Raw genomic sequence first — 22,905 nt, 5'->3', positions numbered from 1 at the left:
GATCCATGTCCACCGGTCCTCCCTTCATGTCCGTTCGTCTCACCCCTTGACGAGAGGGCTACCGTACGGACATGGATGTCCTCAGCGACGCGGTCGCCGCCATGCGCACCGGACGACCGCACTCCTCGCGCAACGACATGTACGGCCCCTGGGGCCTGCGCTTCGAGGCCTCGGCCGGCGCCGGGTTCCATGTACTGCTCAGGGGATCGGCCTGGCTGGTCCCCGCCGAGAGCGAACCGGTCGAACTCGGGCCGGGGGACGTGGTGTTCCTGGCGAGCGGGTGCGGACACGGGGTCGCCAGCGCTCTGGACGTACCGATGCGGGAGGTGCGGCTCCAGGCCGACGGCACCTGGCCCGAACTGCCGCCCGATCCGGTCGGTTCGGGCCCGCCGACCACGGTCATGCTGTGCGGCGCCTATCTGTTGGACCGCTCCCGCGCCCACCCCCTGCTCACCGAGCTGCCGGAGGTGGTGCATCTGCCCGCCCGCGTCGGCACGCACCGTTCGCTGCGGGCGGCGGTGGAACTGCTGGGCGCGGAGCTGGCGGAGCCGCGGCCGGGCTCGGACACCATCGTGACCTCGCTGCTGGACACCCTGCTGCTGTACATCCTGCGCGCCTGGTGGCAGGGGGAGGCACGGACCGGCGGGCACCCCACGGGCTGGGCGGCCGCCCTCGCCGACCCGGCGGTCACGGCGGCCCTGCGCGCCGTCCACGGCGACCCGTCCCACCCCTGGACGGTGGCGGAACTCGGCGCCCGCGGCGGCCTGTCCCGCGCGGCCTTCGCCCGCCGGTTCACGGCGCTGGTGGGGACGCCGCCGCTGACGTATCTGACCTGGTGGCGCATGACGACGGCGGGGCGGCTGCTGCGCGAGGACGGCGCCCCGCTCCGGCTGGTCGCCCAACGCGCCGGTTACACCTCGGAGTTCGCCTTCGCCAAGGCGTTCAAGCGGGAGTTCGGAGTGGCACCGGGGCAGTACCGGCGCCGGGCCTCCTGAAGCGGACGGAAAAGCCGGGCCTGCTGAAGCGGACGGAAAAAGGGGCGGGCCCAGCGGGCTCGCCCCCCTTGCCGCATGCGTCACTTGCCCACGTAGGACCAGAACTCGTCGAACGACAGCAGCTTGTCGCCGTTGAGGTCGCGGGACTTGATGACGGCCTCCGCGACGGACTCGGTGACGTTCCAGTCGCCGCCCTGGGCCAGAGCGGTCTTGAACTCGGCCGCGGTGATGAAGCCGTCACCGTCCGTGTCGATCCGCTCGAACTGCTTGCGTGCCTCGTCGATGTCCGCCACCGAACCGCCCCTTCGTCGTACCTTGCCAGGTCCTGCTGTCTTACTGACGAAGGTCAGATTAACCGGCACCCCGAGCCCGCCCCGCGGCGCCCGGTGTGCGACGACTCAAGGAGCACGGTGATGGAGACATTGCGGGACATTCTCGATGCGGCGGCCCACGGCATCTTCCCGGCCCCGGACGGCGGCACGACGGTGGTGCCCCAGCCCTCTCCCCGGGACGCGGGGGTCTTCGCCTTCACCGCGCACTCCGTGATCGCGACCGACGAGGATCCGGACTGGGTGTACGCGACCCTGCGCGCCCTCGACTGCGACGCCCTCGCCGCGACCATGAACGCCCGGTTCCTCGCGGCCCTCATGGACCGCACGGGACGCGGCAGCGACACGGTCGACGTGATGACGGTGGCCTCCGCCCTGCCGGGTGAGCCGCCGCTGCCCCTGACCGGGATCGACGACCCCGGTCATCCCAGGGTGGCGAGTTCCCGCAGGCGGCGCGACGAGGTGCGGGTGTGGGCCGCGCAGGGCGGTGTGCTGGTCCTCGGGCGCGGGGTGGCGGGGCGGCTGGAGGTGGCGGTCGAGGTGGGGGAAGACGTACGGCATCGGGGGCTGGGGCGGGAACTGGCCCGGTGCGCGCGGCAGTTGAGCGGCGGGGAGCCGGTGTGGGCGCAGGTCTCCGCGGGGAACGCCCGCAGCATGCGGGCGTTCCAGGCGGCCGGTTACCGTCCCGTCGGCTCGGAGGTGCTGCTCAGTGCCAGGACTCGTAGTGCGGGTTGCTCTCGCAGCCGCTCATGATCTCGACCTTGGTCGACTTGTTCACCGGGCAGACGCCGATGATGTACTTCCGGTCGATGCCGCCGGGGAAGGCCACCTCGACCTGGTCGGCCCATTTGTGGGTGTCGCCGATGGTCCGGTTGACGTCGATGCCGCCGGGGGCGTCGATGTAGTAGTTCCAGCCGGACTTCCACCACCTCTTGTACAGGTCGTGGTCGTAGGTCGTGGACACGTACGGCGAGGGCTGGTTGACGAGGACGTACTGCTTGACGTCGTACTGGCCGTTCGTGACGTCCTTGGGCTTGAAGCCCTCCTCGAAGACGATCGAGGGGCCGCGGCCGTCGGCGCGGTAGAGGGTGCCGCAGGTCGTGCGCCAGACCGGCTCGGGGGTGATGCGGCCGACGTCGACGCGGCGGTCGGCGGCGGCCTTGACCGGGTCGTCGAACTGGACGGGACAGTCCGCCGGAGCGGGGGTGTTCGCGGGCGCGGTGGCCGCGGTGGTGGCGAACACCGCGGCCAGGGACAGGACGACGGACGCGGCGCGCCGCCGCAGGGAAGGCGTGATCATGGAGAGCACGATTCCGGTTCCGCGGCGGCGCGTGGTGGACGTTCACCCGCAAGGCGGCGTGTCAGCGGAAGATGCCGGTGTGGCCGAGCGAGTAGCGGCCCGGCTGCGGGTACACCGCGAGCCCGTGCGGGCCGCTGCCGACCGGGATGCGGGCGAGCTGGGCGCCGGTGCGGGTGTCGATGGCGTACACCTCGCCGTCGTAACGCCCCGACAGCCACAGGACCTTGCCGTCCGCCGAGACCCCGCCCATGTCGGGGCTGCCGCCGTCGGGCAGATGCCACTTCTTGGTGAGCTTGTTCCGGGTGAAGTCGAAGACGGACACCGAGCCCTCGCCGCGGTTGGAGACGTACATCTCGCGCGAGTCGCGGCTGATGTACAGGCCGTGGCAGCCCTTGCCGGTGGGCAGCAGCTTCGGTTTGCCGAAGGTCTCGCCGTCCAGGACCCACATGCCGTCGGCCATCATGTCGGCGATGTAGAACTTCTTGCCGTCCGGGGAGATCTTGACGTCCTGCGGCATGGCGCCGGTGAAGGGGAGCTTCTGCTGCCCGATCACCTTCATCTTCTCGGTGTCGACCTTGAGCAGCTCACCGCTGAACTCGCAGGAGACGATGAAGTACTTGCCGTCGGCCGAGAAGTCGGCGTGGTTGACGCCGTAGCAGGTGACCGGTTCGGTCTTGACCTCCTTCATGGTGTGCGGGTCGCGGAAGACCAGCTCGCGGTCGAGGGAGGCCATGACCACGGCGTACTTGCCGTTGGGCGTGAAGTAGAGGTTGTACGGGTCGTGCACCTCCACCTCCTTGCCCGCCTTGCCGGTCTTGGGGTCGATGGGGGTGAGCGTGTGGCCGCGGTTGTTGTTGACCCACAGCGTCTTCATGTCCCAGGAGGGCACGACGTGCTGGGGCTGGCGGCCGACCGGGATCGTGTCGATGATCTCGTACGTCTTGGGGTCGATGACGGAGACCGTGTCGGACTCGGTGTTGGGGACGTAGACCCGGCTGGGGAAGTCCTTCACCACCGGGGAGAGCTTGTTGGGGCGGTCGGCGGCGTAGACGTCCTGCGGGTCCAGCACCGGGGGCATGCCGGGCAGCCCCTGGACGGGTCTCTTCTTCGGCGGGGCGGGGACGGCGGCCTTGGTGCCGGCGGCCTCGGTCCGCTCCCGGGTCTCGGTGCCGCAGGCGGCGAGCGTGGCGAGGGCGGCGCCCGCGATCAGGGTGGCCTTCACAAGGTTCTTGTGCATCAACTGAACAGCTCCGTGGTGGTGACGGCGGTCAGTCCGCGGCGGTCGAGGTCGTCGAGTACGGCGGGGAGGGCGGCGACGGTGTCGTCGTAGCCGAAGTGCAGGCTCACGATCGAGCCGGGGCGGATCCCGGTGGCGAGGGTGCGGGTGAGGGCGGCGGGCCCGGGTCCGGTGAAGTCGAGGGAGTCGACGTCGCAGGAGAGGACCTGGGGGTAGCCGGCCTCGCGGGCCAGGCGGGCGACCCGGGGGGAGGCCCGGGCCGCGCGGGAGGGGCGGAACCAGGTGCCGATGGAGCCGGTGAGGCGTCGCAGGCGTGCGGCGCAGTCGGTGATCTCGGCGCGGGCCTCGGCTTCCGGCATCGCGTTGATGTCGAGGTGGCGCTGGGTGTGGTTGCCGAGGTCGTGGCCGGCGTCGAGGATGCGGCGGGCGAGCCGGGGGTTGGCGTCCAGCCAGCTGCCCACGGCCAGGACCGTGAGGTGGGCGCCGTGCCGTTCGGCAGCCCGCAGGACGGCTTCGGCGGTTCGGGGATCGCCGTTGCCGTGGAAGGTGAGGGCCACCCGGGGGCGGTGCCGGGGGCCGTGGGTGAGGTGGGCGGGGTGGCCCGGGACGCGGCGGGGGGTGGGGGCGGTGGGGGGCCGGGGCGCGACGCGGGGGGCGAGGGCGCCGGTGGGGGTGCAGGCGGCCGTGAGGGCCGCGGCGGTGACTAGGCCGGCGGCTGCTTGGAGGACCGTCCGGCGATCGGTCTGGGTCACCCGCCCCATTTAAGGGGGTTACGGGTGAATTTCGGGTATTTCGCCTCCGCCACCCTTACGTCAGCGGTCCGCGACCCTCATCTCGAACCAGGTCGTCTTGCCCCGGGGCAGCAGATCCACTCCCCAGCGGTCCGCCAGTTTGTCCACCAGGAACAGGCCCCTGCCGCTGAGGTCCAGCTCCTGGACCGGCATCAGACACGGCAGGCCCCGCGACGGATCACGGACCTCGATACGGATCCAGCCGCGGCGCCGGCGCATCCGGAGGCCGAAGACCCGGGCCCCGGTGTGGCGTACCGCGTTCCCCACCAGTTCCGAGACGAGTAAGACCGCGTCTTCCGTCATCTTCGCCGTCAGGCCCCACTGGCGCAGGACGACCACCTGGGCCAGCCGGCGGGCGGTCGCCGCCGATTCGGGGAGGGACGGGAGCCGGACTTCCGCCTCCGTGGGGTTGCCGAACAACTCCAGCGCCTTCAAGGCGTGTTCGTCCTCGACCGCCGGCGACCAGCGCGCCGCGGTCACACGGCCGTGTCCCCGCGGCTGTTCCATGCCCTCCAGCCCCGCCATGCCACCATCATGGCCGCCCAGAGCACCTTCCGGAGCCGTTCCTGCGGAATCCGCCCCCCGGAATCCACTGTTCCGCGAGCGTCGATCGGCATATGCCAAAGGCAGTTCGGAGCCCATCACGACCCCTCTGACCTGCGGCGAAGGCTCTACTGACGGCAATCGACGGGCCTCCTCGACAAGACAGGCTTAAGGCTGCGTTAAGGCTCCCATAAACCGTCCCATCGAGGGACCCGGATCAGACATCGCGTCAATTGCAAGAGGTTCCGGGGTATTCGGCGGAGTGCATCAGAGGAACGTGGCCTTGCCCGGGCCGTCCTCCACGAAGCTGCGCATCCCGGTCTCCCGGTCCGCCGTGGCGAACAGGCCCGCGAACCAGTTGCGTTCCACCGCCAGACCGGTCTCGATGTCCGTCTCCAGGCCGGTGTCGATGGACTCCTTGGCGGCGCGCAGCGCGATCGCCGGGCCCTGCGCGAGCTTCGCGGCCCAGGCGTGCGCGGCGGTGTACACCTCCTCGGCGGGGACCACGCGGTCCACCAGGCCCAGCGTCAGCGCCTCGTCCGCCTTGACCATCCGGCCGGTGAAGATGAGGTCCTTCGCCTTGGAGGGGCCCACCAGCCGGGACAGCCGCTGGGTGCCGCCCGCGCCCGGGATCAGACCGAGCAGGATCTCGGGCTGGCCCAGCTTCGCGTTCTCCGCGGCGATCCGGAAGTCCGCGCACAGGGCCAGCTCGCAGCCGCCGCCGAGGGCGTAGCCGGTGACCGCCGCGACCACCGGCTTGGGGATCCGGGCCACGGCGGTGAAGGAGTCCTGCAGGGCGCGGGAGCGCAGCACCATGGCCGTGTGGTCCATGGCCTGCATCTCCTTGATGTCCGCGCCGGCCGCGAACACCTTCTCGCCGCCGTAGATCACCACCGCGCGCACGTCCTCGCGGCGGCTCGCCTCCTCGGCGAGCTCCTTGAGGCGGTCCTGGGTGGCGATGTCCAGCGCGTTCATCGGGGGGCGGTCCAGGCGGAGCGTGCCCACGCCGTCGGCGACTTCGAGATTCACGGTCATGCTGCGCAGGTTAACGGTGACTAACCCTCGCGCAGAAGACCGGCCCCCGTCACTTCGTCCACTCCTCCCAGGACATGTTCCAGCCGTTGAGGCCGTTGTCCGGGGCGATGGTCGCGTCGTCGGAGTTCTTCACGACGACGACGTCGCCGATCATGGAGTGGTTGAAGAACCAGGCGGCCGGGGTCCCCTTGTCCCAGGCGCCCTTCACATCGCGCAGGCCGACGCAGCCGTGGCTCGCGTTGTAGTTGCCGAAGGCGTCGCCGCCCCAGTAGTTGCCGTGGATGAAGGTGCCGGACTGGCTCAGGCGCATGGCGTGCGGGACGTCGTCGATGTCGTACTCGCCGTCGTAGCCGACCGTGTCGCCGTTCATCCGGGTCTCGACGAACTTCTCGGTGATGACCATCTGGCCGTTCCAGGTGTCGTAACCGGGCTTGCCGGTGGTGACCGGGAGGGTCTTGACGACCTTGCCGTCCTGCATGACCTTCATCTTCTTGGTCTTCACATCGACGACGGAGACCTGGTCGCGGCCGATGGTGAAGGAGACGGTCTTGTCCTGCTTGCCGTAGACGCCGTCCCGGCCCTCCACGCCGTCGAGATCGAGGTCGACGGTGACCTTGGTGCCTTCCTTCCAGTACTTCTCGGGGCGGAAGTCGAGGCGGTCGTTGCCGAACCAGTGGCCCTGGACGTCCACGGCGGGCTCGGTCCTGATCCGCACGGCCTTCTCGACGTCGTCCGGGTTGGTGATGCCCCGGTCGAAGCGGAGCGAGAAGGGCATGCCCACGCCGACCTTGGAGCCGTCCTCCGGGGTGAAGGTGCCGAGGAAGGTGTGCTCGGGGGTCAGCGTGGTGAAGCTGGAGTCCTCGGCGGCCTCGCGGCCCTCGGAGTCCTTGGCGACCGCGTGGACGGTGTACTTCGTGGCGGCGGCGAGGTGGGTGGACGGCGTCCAGCTCGCGCCCCCGTCGGTGATCTTCCCGGGTATCGCCTCGCCCTTGCCGTCCTTGACGACGACTTCGGAGAGCTTGCCCTTGCTCGCGCTGACCTTGAGGGCGCCGCTGGTGTCGACGGACTCGGCGCCGTCCTTCGGGGCTATGGAGACCACGGCCTGCGGCGGCCCGCTCCGCGCGGCACCGGAGTCGCCGCCCTTGCCCTCGCCGTCTCCGGAGCCCGAGTCAGAGCCGCCGCCGCAGGCGGTGACGGCCAGCAGCAGACCTCCGGCGAGCACTGCCGTGAGCCTCCTGCGCGCGTCAACCGACGCCCCCGATATCGGTCGCACGTTCAAGTCGTTCTCTCCCCTCGCCGGGCCTGGTCAGGCCCCCGCCCCCGCGCGTCTGCCACGCGCTCGGCGCATATTAACCACAAGGTCATCTGGCGCGGCGCCCCTGGATTGTCACCGTTCCGTACCGAGTTCAGTACCGACTTCGACGGAAACGTGCGTCGAGTGGCCCCCTGTCCTGTTACTTCACCGCACTTCCGGCCTTCCACTCCTTCCAGCCCATATTCCAGCCGCCCAGGCCGTTGTCGGGAGCGACCTTCTTGTCCTTGCTGCGGACGACCTCGACCACGTCCCCGATCAGGCTCCGGTCGAAGAACCAGCCCGCCGGGGTGTCCGAGCCGCCGCCCTTGACGTCCCTGAGGCCCACGCAGCCGTGGCTGACGTTGACCTTCCCGAAGGCGTGCGGCGCCCAGTAGTTGCCGTGCAGGAAGGTGCCGGACTCGGTCAGCCGCATGGCGTGCGGGACGTCCGGGATGTCGTACTCGCCCTTGCCGTCGTCGTCGGTGAAGCCGACCGTGGCGCCGTTCATCCGGGTGACCTCGAGCATCTCGGTGACGACCATCTTGCCGTTGTAGGTGGTGGTCTTCGGGGCGCCCGCCGTGATCGGCACGGTGGCGAGCAGGTCGCCGTCGCGCCGGACCTCCATGGTGTGCGCGGCCGCGTCGACGGTGGAGACCTGGTGGCGGCCGACGGTGAAGGAGAACGTCTTGTACTGCAGGCCGTAGACCCCCGGCGCGCCCTCCACGTCACGGAGCTTGAGGGAGACGGTGACCTGGGTGCCGGGCTTCCAGTACCGCTCGGGGCGGAAGTCGAGGCGGCCCTTGCCGAACCAGTGCGGGCGGATCTCGACGGCCGGGCGGGCGGTGACGCGGACGGCGCGTTCCACGGCGGCGCGGTTCTCGATCTCCCGGTTGAACTCCAGGGAGACGATCATTCCGGTGCCGACCGTGGAGCGGTTCTCCGGGGAGACGTACCCGATGAACCGCTCCTCGGGGACGTGGGTGGTGAAGGTGGTGTGCCGGGCGGAGCGGCGGCCGTGGCCGTCCAGCGCCACCACGTCGACGGTGTAGCGGGCGGCCAGCGCCAGGTGCCGGTCGTCGGGTTCCCAGCGCAGTCCGTCGGCGGAGATCTGCCCGGGGACCGGGGTCTCCTGCGCGTCCTGCGACTTGACGACCCGCACCGACTCCAGGCGCCCGCTGGGCACCCCCACCCGCAGCTTCGCGTCGGGCTTCACCCCCCGGCTGCCGTCGTCCGGGAAGACGCGGATCACCTCCTCGGGTGCCCGGGGTTTGCCGAGCCCGCCGAGGCCGGCCCCTCCGGTCGTCTCCGACGTGCAGCCGGCGGCTCCGGCCAGCAGTCCTGCCCATGTCAGTACGGCGGCCAGTGCGACCCTCGCGCGCCGCGCGCGCCCTTGTGCATGCCTCACGAGGAGCCCAACGACCGGGCACGCTCCGGGGAAACGTGAGTGCGAGCCAAGCGCTGGGCAGAACAGTGGGGAGGACGACGCGACGGGGAGCCGCTGCCGGGGTCTTGCATGCCCGTTTGCACGTCGTCCAGCGAGCCGTGGGAGGCCAAGGGTGTCCAGCAGCGCAGCCGAGCGTGAGGCAGTGGCTCAGGAGCGGGCCGCCGAGGGGCCGGGGGCCCTCCTACTGAACGGTGCGCCGCGCCGGACGCCGGGCATGCCCGTGTGGCCGGGTGCGCCCACCCCGCTGGGCGCCCGCTTCCGGGTGGGCCCGGACGGGGTGGCCGGTACCAACTTCGCGCTGTGGGCGGGCGGTGCCGAAGCCGTCGAGCTGTGCCTGTTCGACGACGCGGGCAAGGAGACCCGGGCCAAGCTGACCGAACTGACGCACGAGATCTGGCACGGCTTCGTGCCCGGGGTGCTGCCGGGCCAGCGGTACGGCTTCCGGGTGCACGGCCGCTGGGACCCCTGGACCGGCGCCCGCTGGAACCCGGCGAAGCTCCTGCTCGACCCGTACGCCCGCGCGGTGGACGGCGACTTCGGGCTGCCGCCGGAGGTGTACGGCCATGTCCGGGACTGGCCGCAGCAGCAGGTCGCGGACACCGTCCGGGACGACCGGGACTCGGCGCCGTACGTCCCCAAGGGCGTCGTCGTGCACGACGACGACGACTGGACGGACGACCGGCGGCCGAAGACGCCCTGGGCGGACTCGGTCATCTACGAGGTGCACGTGCGCGGCTTCACCCGGCTGCACCCGGGCATCCCCGAGGAACTGCGCGGGACGTACGCGGGTCTCGCGCACCCGGCGGCGATCGAGCACCTGGTCAAGCTGGGCGTGACGGCCGTGGAGCTGCTGCCGGTCCATCAGTTCGCGCACGAGGACCATCTGCTGCGGCGCGGCCTGAAGAACTACTGGGGCTACAACTCCATCGGCTACTTCGCCCCGCACGCCGGGTACGCGGCCTCCGGGACCACGGGGCAGCAGGTCGGCGAGTTCAAGCGGATGGTGCGGGCGCTGCACGAGGCCGGCATCGAGGTCATCCTGGACGTGGTCTACAACCACACGGCGGAGGCCGGTGAGCTGGGCCCCACCCTGTCCCTGAAGGGCATCGACAACCGGGGCTACTACCGCTTGCAGTCGGACGCGCGCCGGTACGCCGACTACACGGGCTGCGGCAACACCCTCCATGTGGTCCAGCCCCATGTGCTGCGGCTGATCACCGACTCGCTGCGCTACTGGGTCACCGAGATGGGCGTCGACGGCTTCCGCTTCGACCTCGCCGCCGCGCTGGCCCGCTCCATGCACGACGTCGACATGCTCTCGCCGTTCCTCGCCGTCATCGCCCAGGACCCCCTGCTGAGCCGGGTGAAGCTGATCGCGGAGCCGTGGGACGTGGGCTCCGGCGGCTACCAGGTGGGCGCCTTCCCCCCGCTGTGGACGGAGTGGAACGACCGCTACCGCAACGCCGTACGGGACTTCTGGCGGGGCGCGCTGCCGGACGTGCGGGATCTCGGCTACCGGCTGTCGGGGTCGAGCGACCTGTACGCGTGGGGCGGGCGGCGGCCGTACGCCTCCGTCAACTTCGTGACCGCGCACGACGGCTTCACGCTGCGCGACCTCGTCTCCTACGAACGCAAGCACAACGAGGCGAACGGCGAGGGCAACCGGGACGGCACGGACGACAACCGGGCCTGGAACTGCGGCGCGGAGGGCGAGACGGACGACGAGGGGGTACGGGAGCTCAGGCGGCGGCAGCTGCGGAACCTGCTGACCACCCTGCTGCTGTCCACGGGCGTGCCGATGCTGGTGGCGGGCGACGAGCTGGGGCGCACCCAGCGCGGCAACAACAACGCCTACTGCCAGGACAACGAGATCAGCTGGCTGGACTGGGGGCTGCTGGAGGACCCCGGCTGGAAGGCGCTGCTCGAGCTGACCTCCCGGCTGATCGAGCTGCGCCACCGGCATCCCGTGCTGCGCCGGCGGGCCTTCTTCTCCGGGCGCGCGCACTCGGCGGACGGGCTGCGGGACCTGGCCTGGTTCACCGCGCGGGGGACGGAGATGACGGAACGGGACTGGTACGCGCCCGCCGCCACGCTCGGCATGTACCTCTCCGGGCGGGACATCCCGGGCCGGGACGAGCGGGGCGCCCCGATCGTCGACGACAGCTTCCTGGCGGTGCTGCACGCGGGGGACCAGCCGGTGAGCTTCGTGCTGCCGGCGCCGCCGTGGGCGGAGGAGTACGAGGTGGTCGTCGACACCGCGCGGGAGGAGCAGGACACGGCGCCGGGTCTGGTCCACCGGGCGGGTACGGCGATCACGGTGCCGGCGCGGGCGGTGCTGCTGCTGAAGGTGGTGGCCTGAGGGCTGAGGGTGGTGGGCTGACGGGCGCCGTGTCCCGCGAACCGGGCCAAAACTCGGTGGGCGTTGTCAGTGGCGATCCGTAGGCTCGCTGCTGATGCCCACGACACCCGCACCCGCCGAGGAACGCTCCGCCGTCAGGACCCTGCTGCGCCTGTGGCCGTACGTCCGCCCCGTGCGGGCGCGGCTGTTCACCGCCGCGTTCGTGGCGATCCTCGCCTCATGCACGGGCCTGGTGATCCCGCTCGTGCTGAAGTGGATGGTGGACGGGCCGGTCGCCGGGCGGGATCCGGCCGGGGTGTGGCTCGGGGCGCTGTTCCTGCTGCTGCTCGGGCTCGCCGAGGCGCTGCTGTTCGGGCTGCGGCGGTGGCTGGTGGCCCGGCCGCTGTCGCATGTCGAGGCGGAGATGCGGGCGGGCCTGTACCGGCATCTGCAGCGCCTGCCGGTCGCCTTCCACGACCGGTGGGCGTCGGGGCAGTTGCTGTCGCGGGGGACCACCGATCTGATGCTGGTGCGGATGTTCCTCGCGTTTCCGCTGACCTTCCTGCTGGTCAACGGCGTCACCATCCTGGTCGGCGTGGTCCTCATGCTGCTCCAGGACTGGACGCTGGGACTGGTGATCCTCGGGCCCGCCGTGCCGGTGATCGTGATGTGCGTGGTCTTCGAGAGGCGGTACGCCGAGGTGGCGCGGCGCGCGCAGGACCAGGTCGGGGATCTGACGACCGTGGTCGAGGAGAGCGTGCTCGGGATCCGGATCATCAAGGGGTTCGGGCGGCACCGCAGCCAGGCCCGGGCGTTCCGGGAGCTGTCGTCGAGGCTGCGCGGGACCGAGCTGCGCAAGGCGCGGCTGCTGGCGGTGATCTGGGCGGTGATCGTGACGCTGCCCGAGGTGGCCGTGGGGGCGGCGTTGGTGGTGGGGTGCGTGCAGGTCGCGGACGGGCAGTTGTCGGCGGGCACGCTGGTGGCGTTCCTGTCCACGGCGCTCGCCCTGCGGTGGCCCGTGGAGTCGATCGGGTTCCTGCTGGCGATGAGCCAGGAGGCGGCGACGGCCACGGAGCGGTACTTCGAGGTGCTCGACGAGGCGCCGGAATCGGCGGAGCGCCGCGCGCCGGGGCGGGCCACGGCCGGGGCGGCGGGCCTGGTCTTCGAGGGCGTCCGCTTCCGCTACCCCGACGCCCCGCCCGGCTCCCCGCCCGTCCTGGACCGCATCGACCTCCACATCCGCCCCGGCGAGTCCATGGCCCTCGTCGGTGCCACCGGCTCCGGCAAGACCACCCTCACCGCGCTCGTGCCCCGGTTGCACGAGGTCACCTCCGGGCGGATCACCCTGGACGGCGAGGACATCCGGGCCATGTCCCGGGAGGAACTGCGCTCCAAGGTCGCCGTCGCCTTCGAGGAACCCACCCTGTTCTCCGCCTCCGTCGGGGAGAACGTGCTGATGGGCGCCGACGGCACCGCGGGAGCCGCGGAGCTGGACCGCGCGCTCGCCGTCGCCCAGGCCGCTTTCGTGCACTCCCTGCCGCAGGGCACCGACACCCAGGTCGGCGAGCAGGGGCTCAGCCTCTCCGGTGGGCAGCGGCAGCGGCTGGCGCTCGCCAGGGCCGTCGTGGGACGGCCGCGGTTCCTGGTGCTGGACGATCCGCTGTCAGCGCTCGACGTGCACACCGAGGCCGCCGTCGAGGCCGCGCTGCGGGACGTGCTCGCGCGGACCACCGCGATCGTGGTGGCGCACCGGCCGTCCACCGTGCTGCTCGCCGACCGGGTCGCGCTGCTGTCCCGCGGCCGGATCGCCGCGGTCGGCACCCATCACGAACTGCTGCGCGACAACGCCGAGTACGCCCGTCTGATGTCCGGAGCGGAGGCACCCTGATGACCGCGCCCACCCTCACCGCCCCGTCCAAGGACCGGCCCGAGGAGACCGGCGACCCGTTCGACCGGGACGTCCTGCCCACTCCCCCGGGCGCCACCGGCGCGCTGCTGCGTTCGTTGCTGACGCCGATGAAGGCCCGGGTCGCGCTGACCACGCTGCTGCTGCTCGTCCAGCAGGCGGCCGTGCAGGCGGGCCCGCTGCTGGTGGCGTACGCCCTCGACCGGGCCGTACCGGCGTTCCGCCAGGGCGACCACGGCCCGCTGATCGCCGTGGCCGCGGGCTATCTGCTCTGCGCGGCAACCTCCGGCGCCCTGCAGTACGGGTTCGTGATCGCCTCCGCCCGCGTCAACCAGGACGTGCTGCTGGACCTGCGCGGCCGGATCTTCCGGCACGCGCAGGCGCTGAGCATCGACTTCCACGAGCGCTACACGAGCGGCCGCCTGATCTCCCGGTCCACCGCGGACGTGGAGTCGCTGCGGGAGCTGCTGAGCGAGGGGCTCCAGGAACTCGTCACCGTGATCCTGTCGTTCGTGTACATCTCGGCGCTGCTGCTCTGGCTGGACCTCGGGCTCGGCGCGGTCGCGGTCGCCTCCTTCGTGCCGCTGTTCCTGCTCATGCGGAACTATCAGCGGCGCGCCGGGCGGGTGTACCGGCTGCGGTCGACGGCCATCGCCTCGGTGATCGTGAAGTTCGTGGAGACGATGAACGGCATCCGGCCGGTGCGCGCCTTCCGCCGCGAGGCCGTCAACGACGCCGACTTCGCCGTACTGAACAAGCGGCACGAGCGGATCAACGGCGACGCGCTGCTGGAGATGGCCCGGTACGTGGTGGGTTCGCGGCTGGTGGCCAACACGGCCGTCGCGGCGATCGTGCTGTGGGGCGCCTACCGGGTCGCGGGCGGCACGCTGGCGCTCGGCGTGCTGGCCGCCGCGGTGCTGTACCTGCGGCGGCTGTACGACCCGATCGACCGGCTCGGGATGTTCCTGAACTCCTACCAGTCGGCGGCGGCCTCCCTGGAGAAGATCGCGGGGCTGCTGGCCCAGGTCCCGTCCGTCCCCGAACCGCCGGCGCCCAGGCAGCTCCCGGCCCTGGAGTCCGAGCACCCGGGGCGCGAGGTCGTCTTCGACGGGGTGCGGTTCGCCTACCGCACCGGCGGTGAGGTGCTGCCCGCCTTCGACCTCACCCTTCCGGCCGGGCAGACGGTCGCGGTGGTCGGCTCGACCGGCGCCGGGAAGTCGACGCTGGCGAAGCTGCTGGCCCGGTTCTACGACCCCACCGACGGCCGGGTGCTGCTGGACGGGGTCGATCTGCGCGAGCTGTCCCTGCCCGAACTGCGGCGCGGGGTGGTGATGGTGACCCAGGAGGCGTTCCTGTTCTCCGGCACGGTCGCCGAGAACATCGCCCTCGGGCGTCCGGACGCGAGCCGGGAGGACATCGAGCGGGCGGCGAAGGCGATCGGCGCGCACGAGTTCATCAGCGCCCTGCCCGACGGCTACGACACGGACGTACGCAAGCGGGGCGGCCGCATCTCCGCCGGTCAGCGCCAACTGGTCGCGTTCGCGCGGGCGTTGCTGGCCGACCCCGCGGTGCTGATCCTCGACGAGGCGACCAGCTCGCTGGACATCCCCGGCGAGCGGGCGGTGCAGAGCGCGATGGCGACGGTGCTGCACGGGCGTACGGCGGTGGTGATCGCGCACCGGCTGTCCACCGTGGAGATCGCGGACCGGGTGCTGGTCATGGAGCACGGGCGGATCGTCGAGGACGGCTCGCCCGCCGAACTCATCGCGGACACCGGGCGGTTCGCGGATCTGCACCGGGCGTGGCGGGACAGTCTGGCGTAGCGCCGGGGCGGGTGCGCGGCCGTAGATCCAACGGGTTCGTATAGCGAACATGAATTCCCGGACAACGAACGATTTCCGGCCAACTTTCTGACGCGCCCCTGACAGGAGTACTGATCTCCTGCCACTCTTCCCACGGCCGCCGCACAGCAACCCCATAGGTTCGCCCGCTGCGCACGGCCGTCGCTCCCGCACGTCGTTCTGCGTACCGCTGCTCTGCCCGCCCGGCCCACCCGCCGGACGGTCTCCCCTGGCCGCGCGATCCGCGGCCGCGCAGAAGGAGTCGGTTTTGAGAAGCAGTTCCTCGGACAGACGCACCCCCCACAGATCCACCACCCGCCGGGCCGCGGCAGCCGCCCTCGTCGGCGTGGCCGCCCTGATCGCCACGGCCGTCCAGTCGGGCGCCGCCACCGCCGCCCCGGAGAAGGCACCGTCGGCCGCGGGCAAGGTCATCCCCGGCGCCGAGTCGGTCAAGCTCACCCCCGCCCAGCGCGCCGAGCTGATCCGCACGGCCAACGCCACCAAGGCGGAGACCGCCGCGGAGCTGGGCCTGGGCGCCAAGGAGAAGCTGGTCGTCCGTGACGTCCTCAAGGACGGCAACGGCACGATCCACACCCGCTACGAGCGCACCTACGACGGACTGCCCGTCCTCGGCGGCGACCTCGTCGTCAAGAGCACCGAGGCGGACGCCACCGCGGCCGTCGTGAAGGCCACCAAGAGGGCCATCGAGCCGGCCACCACCAAGGCGGCGGTGTCCGCGGCGAAGGCCGAGCGGCAGGCCCTGGCCGCGGCGAAGGCGGAGGACGCCAAGGACGCCGACGTCAACCGGGCGCCCCGCAAGGTGATCTGGGCGGCGAACGGCACCCCGAAGGTGGCGTTCGAGACGGTCGTCGGCGGCTTCCAGCACGACGGCACCCCGCAGGAGCTGCACGTCATCACGGACGCCACCTCGGGCGAGAAGCTCTACGAGTGGGAGGCGATCGAGACCGGCACCGGCAACACCGTCTACAGCGGCACGGTGACGCTCGGCACCACCCAGTCCGGCTCGACGTACAACCTCACCGACGGCGCGCGCGGCAACCACAAGACGTACAACCTCAACCGCGGCACCTCCGGCACCGGGACGCTCTTCTCGGGACCGGACGACGTGTGGGGCAACGGCAGCCCGTCCAACCTGGAGTCGGCCGCCGCCGACGCGCACTACGGCGCCGCCCTGACCTGGGACTACTACAAGAACGTGCACGGCCGCAGCGGCATCCGCGGCGACGGCGTCGGCGCGTACTCCCGGGTCCACTACGGCAACAACTACGTCAACGCGTTCTGGTCCGACAGCTGCTTCTGCATGACCTACGGCGACGGCTCGGGCAACGCCAACCCGCTGACCTCGATCGACGTCGCCGCGCACGAGATGACCCACGGCCTCACCTCCAACACCGCGGGCCTGGTCTACAGCGGCGAGTCCGGCGGCCTGAACGAGGCGACCTCCGACATCTTCGGCGCGACCGTCGAGTTCTTCGCCAACAACTCCTCCGACGTCGGTGACTACCTCATCGGCGAGGAGATCAACATCAACGGCGACGGCACCCCGTTGCGCTACATGGACAAGCCCAGCAGGGACGGCTCGTCCAAGGACAACTGGTACTCGGGGATCGGCTCGATCGACGTGCACTACTCGTCGGGCCCCGCCAACCACTTCTTCTACCTGCTGAGCGAGGGCAGCGGCGCCAAGACCATCAACGGCGTCAGCTACAACTCGCCGACCGCGGACGGCCTTGCGGTCACCGGCATCGGCCGGGCCAAGGCGGAGAAGATCTGGTTCCGCGCGCTCACCACGAAGTTCACCTCCACCACCAACTACGCGGGCGCCCGCACCGGCACCCTCGCGGCGGCCGGTGAGCTGTACGGCACCACCAGTCCCGAGTACGCGGCGGTGCAGCACGCCTGGGCGGGCGTCGCGGTCGGCGCGCGGCCCGGCGGCGGCGGTGGCGGCACCTCCTTCGAGAACACCGCCGACGTGGCCATCCCGGACCGGGGCGCGGCGGTCACCTCGTCGATCACCGTCTCGGGGCGGACCGGCAACGCGCCGTCGAACCTCGCGGTCGCGGTCGACATCGTCCACACCTACATCGGTGACCTCCAGGTGCAGCTCGTCGCCCCCGACGGCACGGCGTACACGCTGAAGGGCTACGGCACCGGCGGCAGCGCGGACAACATCAAAACCACGTACACGGTGAACGCCTCCTCCGAGGTCGCCAACGGTGTCTGGCAGTTGCGGGTGCAGGACAACGCGTCCGCCGACACCGGCTACATCAACAGCTGGAAGCTGACGTTCCCGTAGAACGTCCCGCTCCCCTGTGACCAGGGCGCCGTCCCGGTGGTTCGACTCCCCGGGACGGCGCCCGCTGCGTCCCGCGGGCGCCGGCCGCCCTAGGCTAAGGCCCCATGTCCTTCACGTACGACGATGTCGGCGCCACCCGGCAGCCCGAGTTCTGCCCGCCCGGATTCCGTCCCCTGCATGTGCGCACCCGCATCGGCGAGGGCCACGAGGTCTTCAGCCGGGCGGCCGAGGCGGTGCTGACCTGGGACATGCACCGGGCGGTGGGCGTCGGCATAGAAGCCTCCGCGGAACGGGCGGCGCCCGGGGTCGACGTCACCGTCACCCTGGCCGGCGTCATCAAGGCACCGTGCCGGGTGGTCTGGACGGTGGAGGAGCACCGCCGGGCGGGCTGGGCGTACGGCACGCTGCCCGGGCATCCGGAGTGCGGCGAGGAGTCCTTCGTCGTGGACCGCACCGGGGACGGCACCGTCTGGCTGACGGTGCACGCCTTCAGCCGGGCCGCGAAGTGGTACGCCCGCGCGGGCGGCCCCGCCAGCCGCGGCCTGCAGCAGGCCTACGCGCGGCGGTGCGGGGCGGCGCTGCGCAGGCTGTGCGGGGGCGACACCGGCTGACGCCCCCGCCGTACCGCCTCAGCGCAGGAGGACCCCGGCGCCCTCCACCACGTCCTGCGACGGCGCGGTCACCAGCCCCAGTTCCGCGCTCGACGCCAGCAGCCGGTGCGCCGGAAGGATCCGTACCGTGTAGCCGTACGGCCCCGTGCGGTCCAGGGACAGCGGGCCCTCGTAGACCCAGCGGCCGTCCAGGTCGGGACCGCCCGTCGGCTTCAGCGGGACCGTCGCCGCGTCCGTGATCCGGTCCTCGGCGTCCACCCGGCCCGAGACCGCCTGCACCTCCACGTCGTCGGGGACGAGGTCGCCGAGGCCGACGCGGACCCGCAGGCTCAGGGTCGTGCCCAGCTCCGCCGTCGTGGTGGCGACCGAGGTCTCCACGTGGTCGACGCTCACCCGGTGCCAGGCCCCCCGCACCCGCGCCTTCCACAGCGCCAGTTCGCGCGCGGAGTCCGCGTCCATCGCGCGGTGGGCGAGCGCGGCCGGGGTGTACAGGCGCTCGACGTACTCCCGGACCATCCGCCCGGCCAGCACCTTCGGGCCGAGCAGGGTGAGGGTCTGGCGGACCATCTCGATCCAGCGGTCGGGCAGTCCGCCCTGGCCGCGCTCGTAGAAGCGCGGGGTGACCCGCTGCTCCAGCAGGTCGTAGAGGGCCGCCGCCTCGATGTCGTCGCGCCGGTCCGGGTCCGTCTGGGAGCCGTCCGCGGTGGGGATCGCCCAGCCGAAGTCCGGCTGGAACCACTCGTCCCACCAGCCGTCCAGCACCGACAGATTGAGACAGCCGTTGAGCGCCGCCTTCATGCCCGAGGTGCCGCACGCCTCCAGCGGGCGGAGCGGATTGTTCAGCCAGATGTCGCAGCCCGGGTACAGCTTCTGTGCCATCGCCATGCCGTAGTCCGGCAGGAAGACGATCCGGTGGCGCACCCGCGGATCGTCCGCGAACCGCACCAGGTCCTGGATGAGCCGCTTGCCGCCGTCGTCCGCCGGGTGCGCCTTGCCCGCCACCACGATCTGGACCGGGTGCTCCGGGTGCAGCAGCAGATCCATCAGCCGGTCCTGGTCGCGCAGCATCAGGGTGAGGCGCTTGTACGACGGGACCCGGCGGGCGAAGCCGATGGTGAGGACGTCCGGGTCGAGCACCCCGTCGATCCACCCCAGCTCCGCGCTGCCGGCGCCGCGCTGCCGCCAGGAGGCGCGCAGCCGCTCGCGCACCTCCGTCACCAGCTGTTCGCGCAGTACCCGGCGCAGCTCCCAGATCTCCTGGTCCGGGATGTCCGCCACCGCGTCCCAGCGGTCGGAACCGCCGACGGTGAAGGCGTCCTCGGTGCGCTGGGCGCCGATCTGCTTGGCGCCGAGCCGGAAGACCTCGGGGGCGACCCAGGTCGGGGCGTGCACGCCGTTGGTGACCGAGGTGATCGGCACCTCGTCGGCGTCGAAGCCCGGCCAGAGCCCGGAGAACATCTCCCGGCTGACGTTGCCGTGCAGCAGCGAGACACCGTTGGCGCGCTGGCCGAGGCGCAGGCCCATCACCGCCATGTTGAACAGGTTCGGCTCGCCCCCGGCGTAGGACTCCATGCCGAGCTGGAGGATCCGCTCGACGTCGATGCGCGGGAGTTCGGCGTCGGGCCCGAAGTGGCGGGCGACGAGTTCGCGGTCGAAGCGGTCGATGCCGGCCGGGACGGGGGTGTGGGTGGTGAAGACGGTCCCGGCCCGGACCGCCTCCAGGCCGGAGTCGAAGTCGAGTCCCCGGTCGCAGAGTTCGGCGATCCGCTCCAGCCCGAGGAAGCCGGCGTGCCCCTCGTTGGTGTGGAAGACCTCGGGCTCCGCGTGGCCCGTCAGCCGGCAGTACGTTCGCACCGCCCGGACCCCTCCTATGCCGAGCAGCATCTCCTGGAGCAGCCGGTGCTCGCTGCCGCCGCCGTAGAGCCGGTCGGTCACCCCGCGTTCGCCGAGGTCGTTCTCCTCCACGTCGGAGTCGAGGAGCAGCAGCGGGACCCTGCCGACCTGGGCCAGCCAGACCCGGGCGTGCAGGGAGCGGCCGCCGGGCAGGGCGAGGGAGACCTGGGCGGGCGTGCCGTCGGCCTCCCTGAGCAGGGCCACCGGCAGTTCGTTGGGGTCGAGCACCGGGTAGTGCTCCTGCTGCCAGCCGTCCCTGGAGAGGCTCTGCCGGAAGTAGCCGTGCCGGTACAGCAGCCCCACACCGATCAACGGCACCCCGAGATCGCTGGCCGCCTTCAGATGGTCGCCGGCCAGGATGCCCAGTCCGCCGGAGTACTGCGGCAGGGCGGCGGTGATGCCGAACTCGGGGGAGAAATAGGCGACGGCGGCCGGGAGTTCGGAGGACTGGGCCTGGTACCAGCGGTCACCGGAGACATAGTCGTGGAGATCGTCGGCGACGGCCGTCAGACGGCGCAGGAAACGCCGGTCCTCGGCCAGTTCGGCCAGCCTTCCCGGCGCCACACTGCCCAGGAGCCGTACCGGATCGCCGCCCGAGGCGGCCCAGCGCTCGGGATCGACGGACTGGAAGAGGTCGCGTGTCTCCGCGTGCCAGGACCAGCGCAGATTGCGCGCCAGGTCGCTGAGCGGCCGCAGGGGTTCGGGGAGAACGGGACGGACGGTGAATCGACGGATCGCCTTCACATTCCACCTCGGCAGGCGTGCGGAAGAGGACGCACGGCGGTGTGCGTCCTGTCATCATCTGCACGGTATCGGTGCGGGCGCTTTGTAACCACGGCGCCTTTCCCCGCGTCTCCATCGAACCTGGAGAGGGACTCCACCCGGACCACTCGCGCACGTCGTCCGAAAAGCACCGTCACCTTCCCGGATCCGCCCTCGGCGATATGGCCGATTCCGCCCCCGCAGGCGTCCTTGTGGCGACTTCGTCCGCCACGAGAGGCTGCTCGTGGCGTCCGGCCCGCGCCGGGTGCGGCCCGGCGGGCAGCGGTGGCCGGACGCCGAGCGAGGAGGGGACTCGGACCATGGCACGGACGCGAACCCGGCGTCGGCGCCGGGCGGGCGGTCTGGCCGCGGTGACCTGTACCGCGGCGCTTTCGGCCGTCAGCCCGCCCGCGTACGCCGCACCGGAGGGGCGGATCCTCGGCGCCGGCCGACCCGGCGCCGTCGGCGGAAGCTACCTGGTGACACTCACGGAGGGCACGCGGGCTCCGTCGGTGGCCGGAAAGAGCCTGGCGGAACAGTACGGGGCGAGAATCAGCCACACCTACGGCGCCGTTCTCCACGGTTACGCGATCCGGGCGAGCGAGAGACAGGCACGCCGACTCGCCGCCGACCCGCGTGTCGCCTCGGTCACGCAGGACACCCGGGTGGCCGTGGAAACCACCCGGAAGAACCCGCCGTCCTGGGGTCTCGACCGCGTGGACCGGCCGAGCCTGCCGCTCGACGGCCGCTACACCGCGCCCGGGTCCGCGGGCGACGGCAACGGCCACGGCACCCATGTGGCGGGCACGGTCGCCGGATCGGCGTACGGCGTCGCCGAGAAGGCCCAGGTGGTCTCCTTGCGCGTCCTTGACGACGCGGGCGCCGGCACCACCGCCCAGCTCGACGCGGCCGTACGCATCTCCATCGCGTCCGGCGTCACCTACACCGTCGCCGCGGGCAACGACGGCCTCCCGGCCGGTCTCTCCTCACCGGCCGGGGTGCGCCAGGCGATCACGGTCGGCGCCACCGACCGCGAGGACGCGCGGGCGGGCTTCTCCAACTACGGCTCGGCCCTGGACCTGTTCGCGCCGGGCGTGTCGATCACCTCGACGTCGTCCAGGGGCGACCGCGCCAGGGCCACCCGGTCCGGTACGTCGATGGTGTCGCCGCACGCGGCGGGCGCTGCCGCGCTCCATCTGGCCGACCATCGCAAGGCCACGCCCGCACAGGTGTCCGAGGCGCTCCTGGCCGGGGCGGTGAGCGGAAGGGTCTCCGGGCGCGGGCCGGGCTCACCGAACGAACTGCTCCAGGTACCGGGCTCGTAGCGACATGTTCGCGCCCCGTTGAGAACGCCCCGGAAGGATCGGCCCCGTTCGCCGGACGGGGCCGGTCCCGTGTGCAGATATACGCGTGAGTAGTTAACAAAGTGCCGGATTGCTCACCCGAATAGGGTGGGAAGGCTCCTCCGGGACACCCCACAGGTGGACCACAACAGCATCCCGCAGGACCCACCCCCTATCCATCCGCCCGCCCACGTTGACGCGGACAGGAGCGGTCATGCCCGCCAAGCACCACTCGTCAGCACCCACGACGCGCAAACCCGAGCGATCTCCCGCACCACGCCCGGCCGCCGCCGGACCGCCCGGCGCGGAGCCACCCTCCGCGAACGGCGTTCGCGGTGTCGGGCGCATACCCGTTCTCGACGTCCGCCCGTTCGTCCAGCGCGGCCGCAGGCCCGCCAAGGCGGTGACCGGCGAGACGTTCGAGATCTCCGCGACCGTGTTCCGGGAGGGGCACGACGCCGTGGCCGCCAATGTCGTGCTGCGCGATCCCGAGGGCCGTCCCGGCCCTTGGACGCCGATGCGCGAACTGGCGCCGGGCACCGACCGCTGGGGCGCCGAGGTCACCCCCGACGCCGAGGGCCTGTGGACGTACACGGTGGAGGCGTGGGGCGATCCGGTGACCACCTGGCGCCACCACGCCCGGATCAAGATCCCGGCCGGCATGGACACGGAGCTGGTCCTGGAGGAGGGCGCCCGGCTGTACGAGCGGGCCGCCACCGAAGTCCCCTCCGAACAGCGGCAGATCCTCCTCACGGCGGCCGAACACCTCAGGGACGACACCCGCCCGGCGACCGCGCGCCTCGCGGCGGCCCTGACTCCCGAGGTGGACGTGGTGCTGGCGCGGTATCCGCTGCGGGAGTTGGTGACCGCGTCCGATCCGCTGCCGCTGCTGGTGGAGCGGGAGCGGGCCCTGTACGGGTCGTGGT

General features: G+C 71.7%; 18 protein-coding genes. 9 read left to right on the top strand and 9 right to left on the bottom strand.

Going from position 1 to position 22,905, the window contains the following annotated elements; translation table 11 throughout:
- Positions 1-71 precede the first annotated feature (71 nt).
- Positions 72-995, top strand: coding sequence for an AraC family transcriptional regulator (locus tag ACWD1Z_RS30445; RefSeq protein WP_451122936.1), 924 nt, complete (start codon positions 72-74; stop codon positions 993-995).
- Between the two features lie 80 nt (positions 996-1,075).
- On the opposite strand, the gene ACWD1Z_RS30440 is transcribed toward ACWD1Z_RS30445, so the two are convergent.
- Positions 1,076-1,288 carry an EF-hand domain-containing protein gene (locus ACWD1Z_RS30440; RefSeq protein WP_451122934.1) on the bottom strand — a complete coding sequence of 71 codons (213 nt, stop codon included), beginning with the start codon at positions 1,286-1,288 and terminating at the stop codon, positions 1,076-1,078.
- A 120-nt stretch (positions 1,289-1,408) separates the two neighbouring features.
- Here ACWD1Z_RS30440 and ACWD1Z_RS30435 point away from each other — a divergent pair, with 120 nt between their 5' ends.
- Positions 1,409-2,077: a GNAT family N-acetyltransferase gene (locus tag ACWD1Z_RS30435; RefSeq protein ID WP_451122932.1), complete on the top strand. Its 669-nt coding sequence runs from the start codon at positions 1,409-1,411 to the stop codon at positions 2,075-2,077.
- Here the strand turns inward: ACWD1Z_RS30435 and ACWD1Z_RS30430 are convergent.
- The 7 genes from ACWD1Z_RS30430 to ACWD1Z_RS30400 all read right to left on the bottom strand — a co-directional run bounded on the left by ACWD1Z_RS30430 (position 2,031) and on the right by ACWD1Z_RS30400 (position 8,929).
- Positions 2,031-2,624, bottom strand: coding sequence for an ADP-ribosyltransferase (locus ACWD1Z_RS30430; RefSeq protein ID WP_451122930.1), 594 nt, complete (start codon positions 2,622-2,624; stop codon positions 2,031-2,033). The two genes, ACWD1Z_RS30435 and ACWD1Z_RS30430, sit on opposite strands and share 47 nt — an antisense overlap.
- 61 nt (positions 2,625-2,685) lie before the next feature.
- Positions 2,686-3,861 carry a YVTN family beta-propeller repeat protein gene (locus ACWD1Z_RS30425; RefSeq protein ID WP_451122928.1) on the bottom strand — a complete coding sequence of 392 codons (1,176 nt, stop codon included), beginning with the start codon at positions 3,859-3,861 and terminating at the stop codon, positions 2,686-2,688.
- A complete protein-coding gene (locus tag ACWD1Z_RS30420; RefSeq protein ID WP_451122926.1) occupies positions 3,861-4,622 on the bottom strand; it encodes a polysaccharide deacetylase family protein in 762 nt (253 codons plus the stop codon). The genes ACWD1Z_RS30425 and ACWD1Z_RS30420 overlap by 1 nt, the downstream gene beginning before the upstream one ends.
- 51 nt (positions 4,623-4,673) lie before the next feature.
- Positions 4,674-5,177: an ATP-binding protein gene (locus tag ACWD1Z_RS30415; protein ID WP_451122924.1), complete on the bottom strand. Its 504-nt coding sequence runs from the start codon at positions 5,175-5,177 to the stop codon at positions 4,674-4,676.
- Positions 5,178-5,462: 285 nt separating this feature from the next.
- Positions 5,463-6,230 carry an enoyl-CoA hydratase/isomerase family protein gene (locus tag ACWD1Z_RS30410; RefSeq protein WP_451122922.1) on the bottom strand — a complete coding sequence of 256 codons (768 nt, stop codon included), beginning with the start codon at positions 6,228-6,230 and terminating at the stop codon, positions 5,463-5,465.
- 49 nt (positions 6,231-6,279) lie between these two features.
- Entirely contained in the window at positions 6,280-7,509 is a 1,230-nt protein-coding gene (locus ACWD1Z_RS30405) for a L,D-transpeptidase (RefSeq protein WP_451122920.1), read from the bottom strand.
- 175 nt (positions 7,510-7,684) lie between these two features.
- Positions 7,685-8,929: an Ig-like domain-containing protein gene (locus tag ACWD1Z_RS30400; protein ID WP_451122918.1), complete on the bottom strand. Its 1,245-nt coding sequence runs from the start codon at positions 8,927-8,929 to the stop codon at positions 7,685-7,687.
- 151 nt (positions 8,930-9,080) lie between these two features.
- Between ACWD1Z_RS30400 and glgX the strand changes: the two genes are divergently transcribed.
- The 5 genes from glgX (at position 9,081) to ACWD1Z_RS30375 (ending at position 17,981) form a co-directional block, all read left to right on the top strand.
- Positions 9,081-11,327: a glycogen debranching protein GlgX gene (gene glgX, locus ACWD1Z_RS30395; RefSeq protein WP_451122916.1), complete on the top strand. Its 2,247-nt coding sequence runs from the start codon at positions 9,081-9,083 to the stop codon at positions 11,325-11,327.
- A gap of 94 nt (positions 11,328-11,421) precedes the next feature.
- Entirely contained in the window at positions 11,422-13,194 is a 1,773-nt protein-coding gene (locus ACWD1Z_RS30390; protein ID WP_451122914.1) for an ABC transporter ATP-binding protein, read from the top strand.
- Positions 13,194-15,035, top strand: coding sequence for an ABC transporter ATP-binding protein (locus ACWD1Z_RS30385; RefSeq protein ID WP_451122912.1), 1,842 nt, complete (start codon positions 13,194-13,196; stop codon positions 15,033-15,035). The genes ACWD1Z_RS30390 and ACWD1Z_RS30385 overlap by 1 nt, the downstream gene beginning before the upstream one ends.
- A gap of 286 nt (positions 15,036-15,321) precedes the next feature.
- Positions 15,322-17,370 carry a M4 family metallopeptidase gene (locus ACWD1Z_RS30380; RefSeq protein WP_451122910.1) on the top strand — a complete coding sequence of 683 codons (2,049 nt, stop codon included), beginning with the start codon at positions 15,322-15,324 and terminating at the stop codon, positions 17,368-17,370.
- 104 nt (positions 17,371-17,474) lie between these two features.
- A complete protein-coding gene (locus tag ACWD1Z_RS30375; protein ID WP_451122908.1) occupies positions 17,475-17,981 on the top strand; it encodes a DUF1990 domain-containing protein in 507 nt (168 codons plus the stop codon).
- 18 nt (positions 17,982-17,999) lie between these two features.
- Here ACWD1Z_RS30375 and ACWD1Z_RS30370 read toward each other — a convergent pair whose 3' ends face one another.
- On the bottom strand, positions 18,000-20,618 hold the full coding sequence (locus ACWD1Z_RS30370) for a glycosyltransferase family 1 protein (protein ID WP_451122906.1): 2,619 nt from the start codon (positions 20,616-20,618) through the stop codon (positions 18,000-18,002).
- 338 nt (positions 20,619-20,956) lie between these two features.
- On the opposite strand from ACWD1Z_RS30370, the gene ACWD1Z_RS30365 reads away from it, so the two are divergent.
- Entirely contained in the window at positions 20,957-21,961 is a 1,005-nt protein-coding gene (locus ACWD1Z_RS30365) for a S8 family serine peptidase (protein WP_451122904.1), read from the top strand.
- A 232-nt stretch (positions 21,962-22,193) separates the two neighbouring features.
- The coding region (locus ACWD1Z_RS30360) for a maltotransferase domain-containing protein (protein ID WP_451122902.1) at positions 22,194-22,905 on the top strand (712 nt) is incomplete at its 3' end.

Source organism: Streptomyces sp. NPDC002784, assembly GCF_053592135.1.
This window is presented reverse-complemented; position numbering and strand designations above follow the sequence as displayed.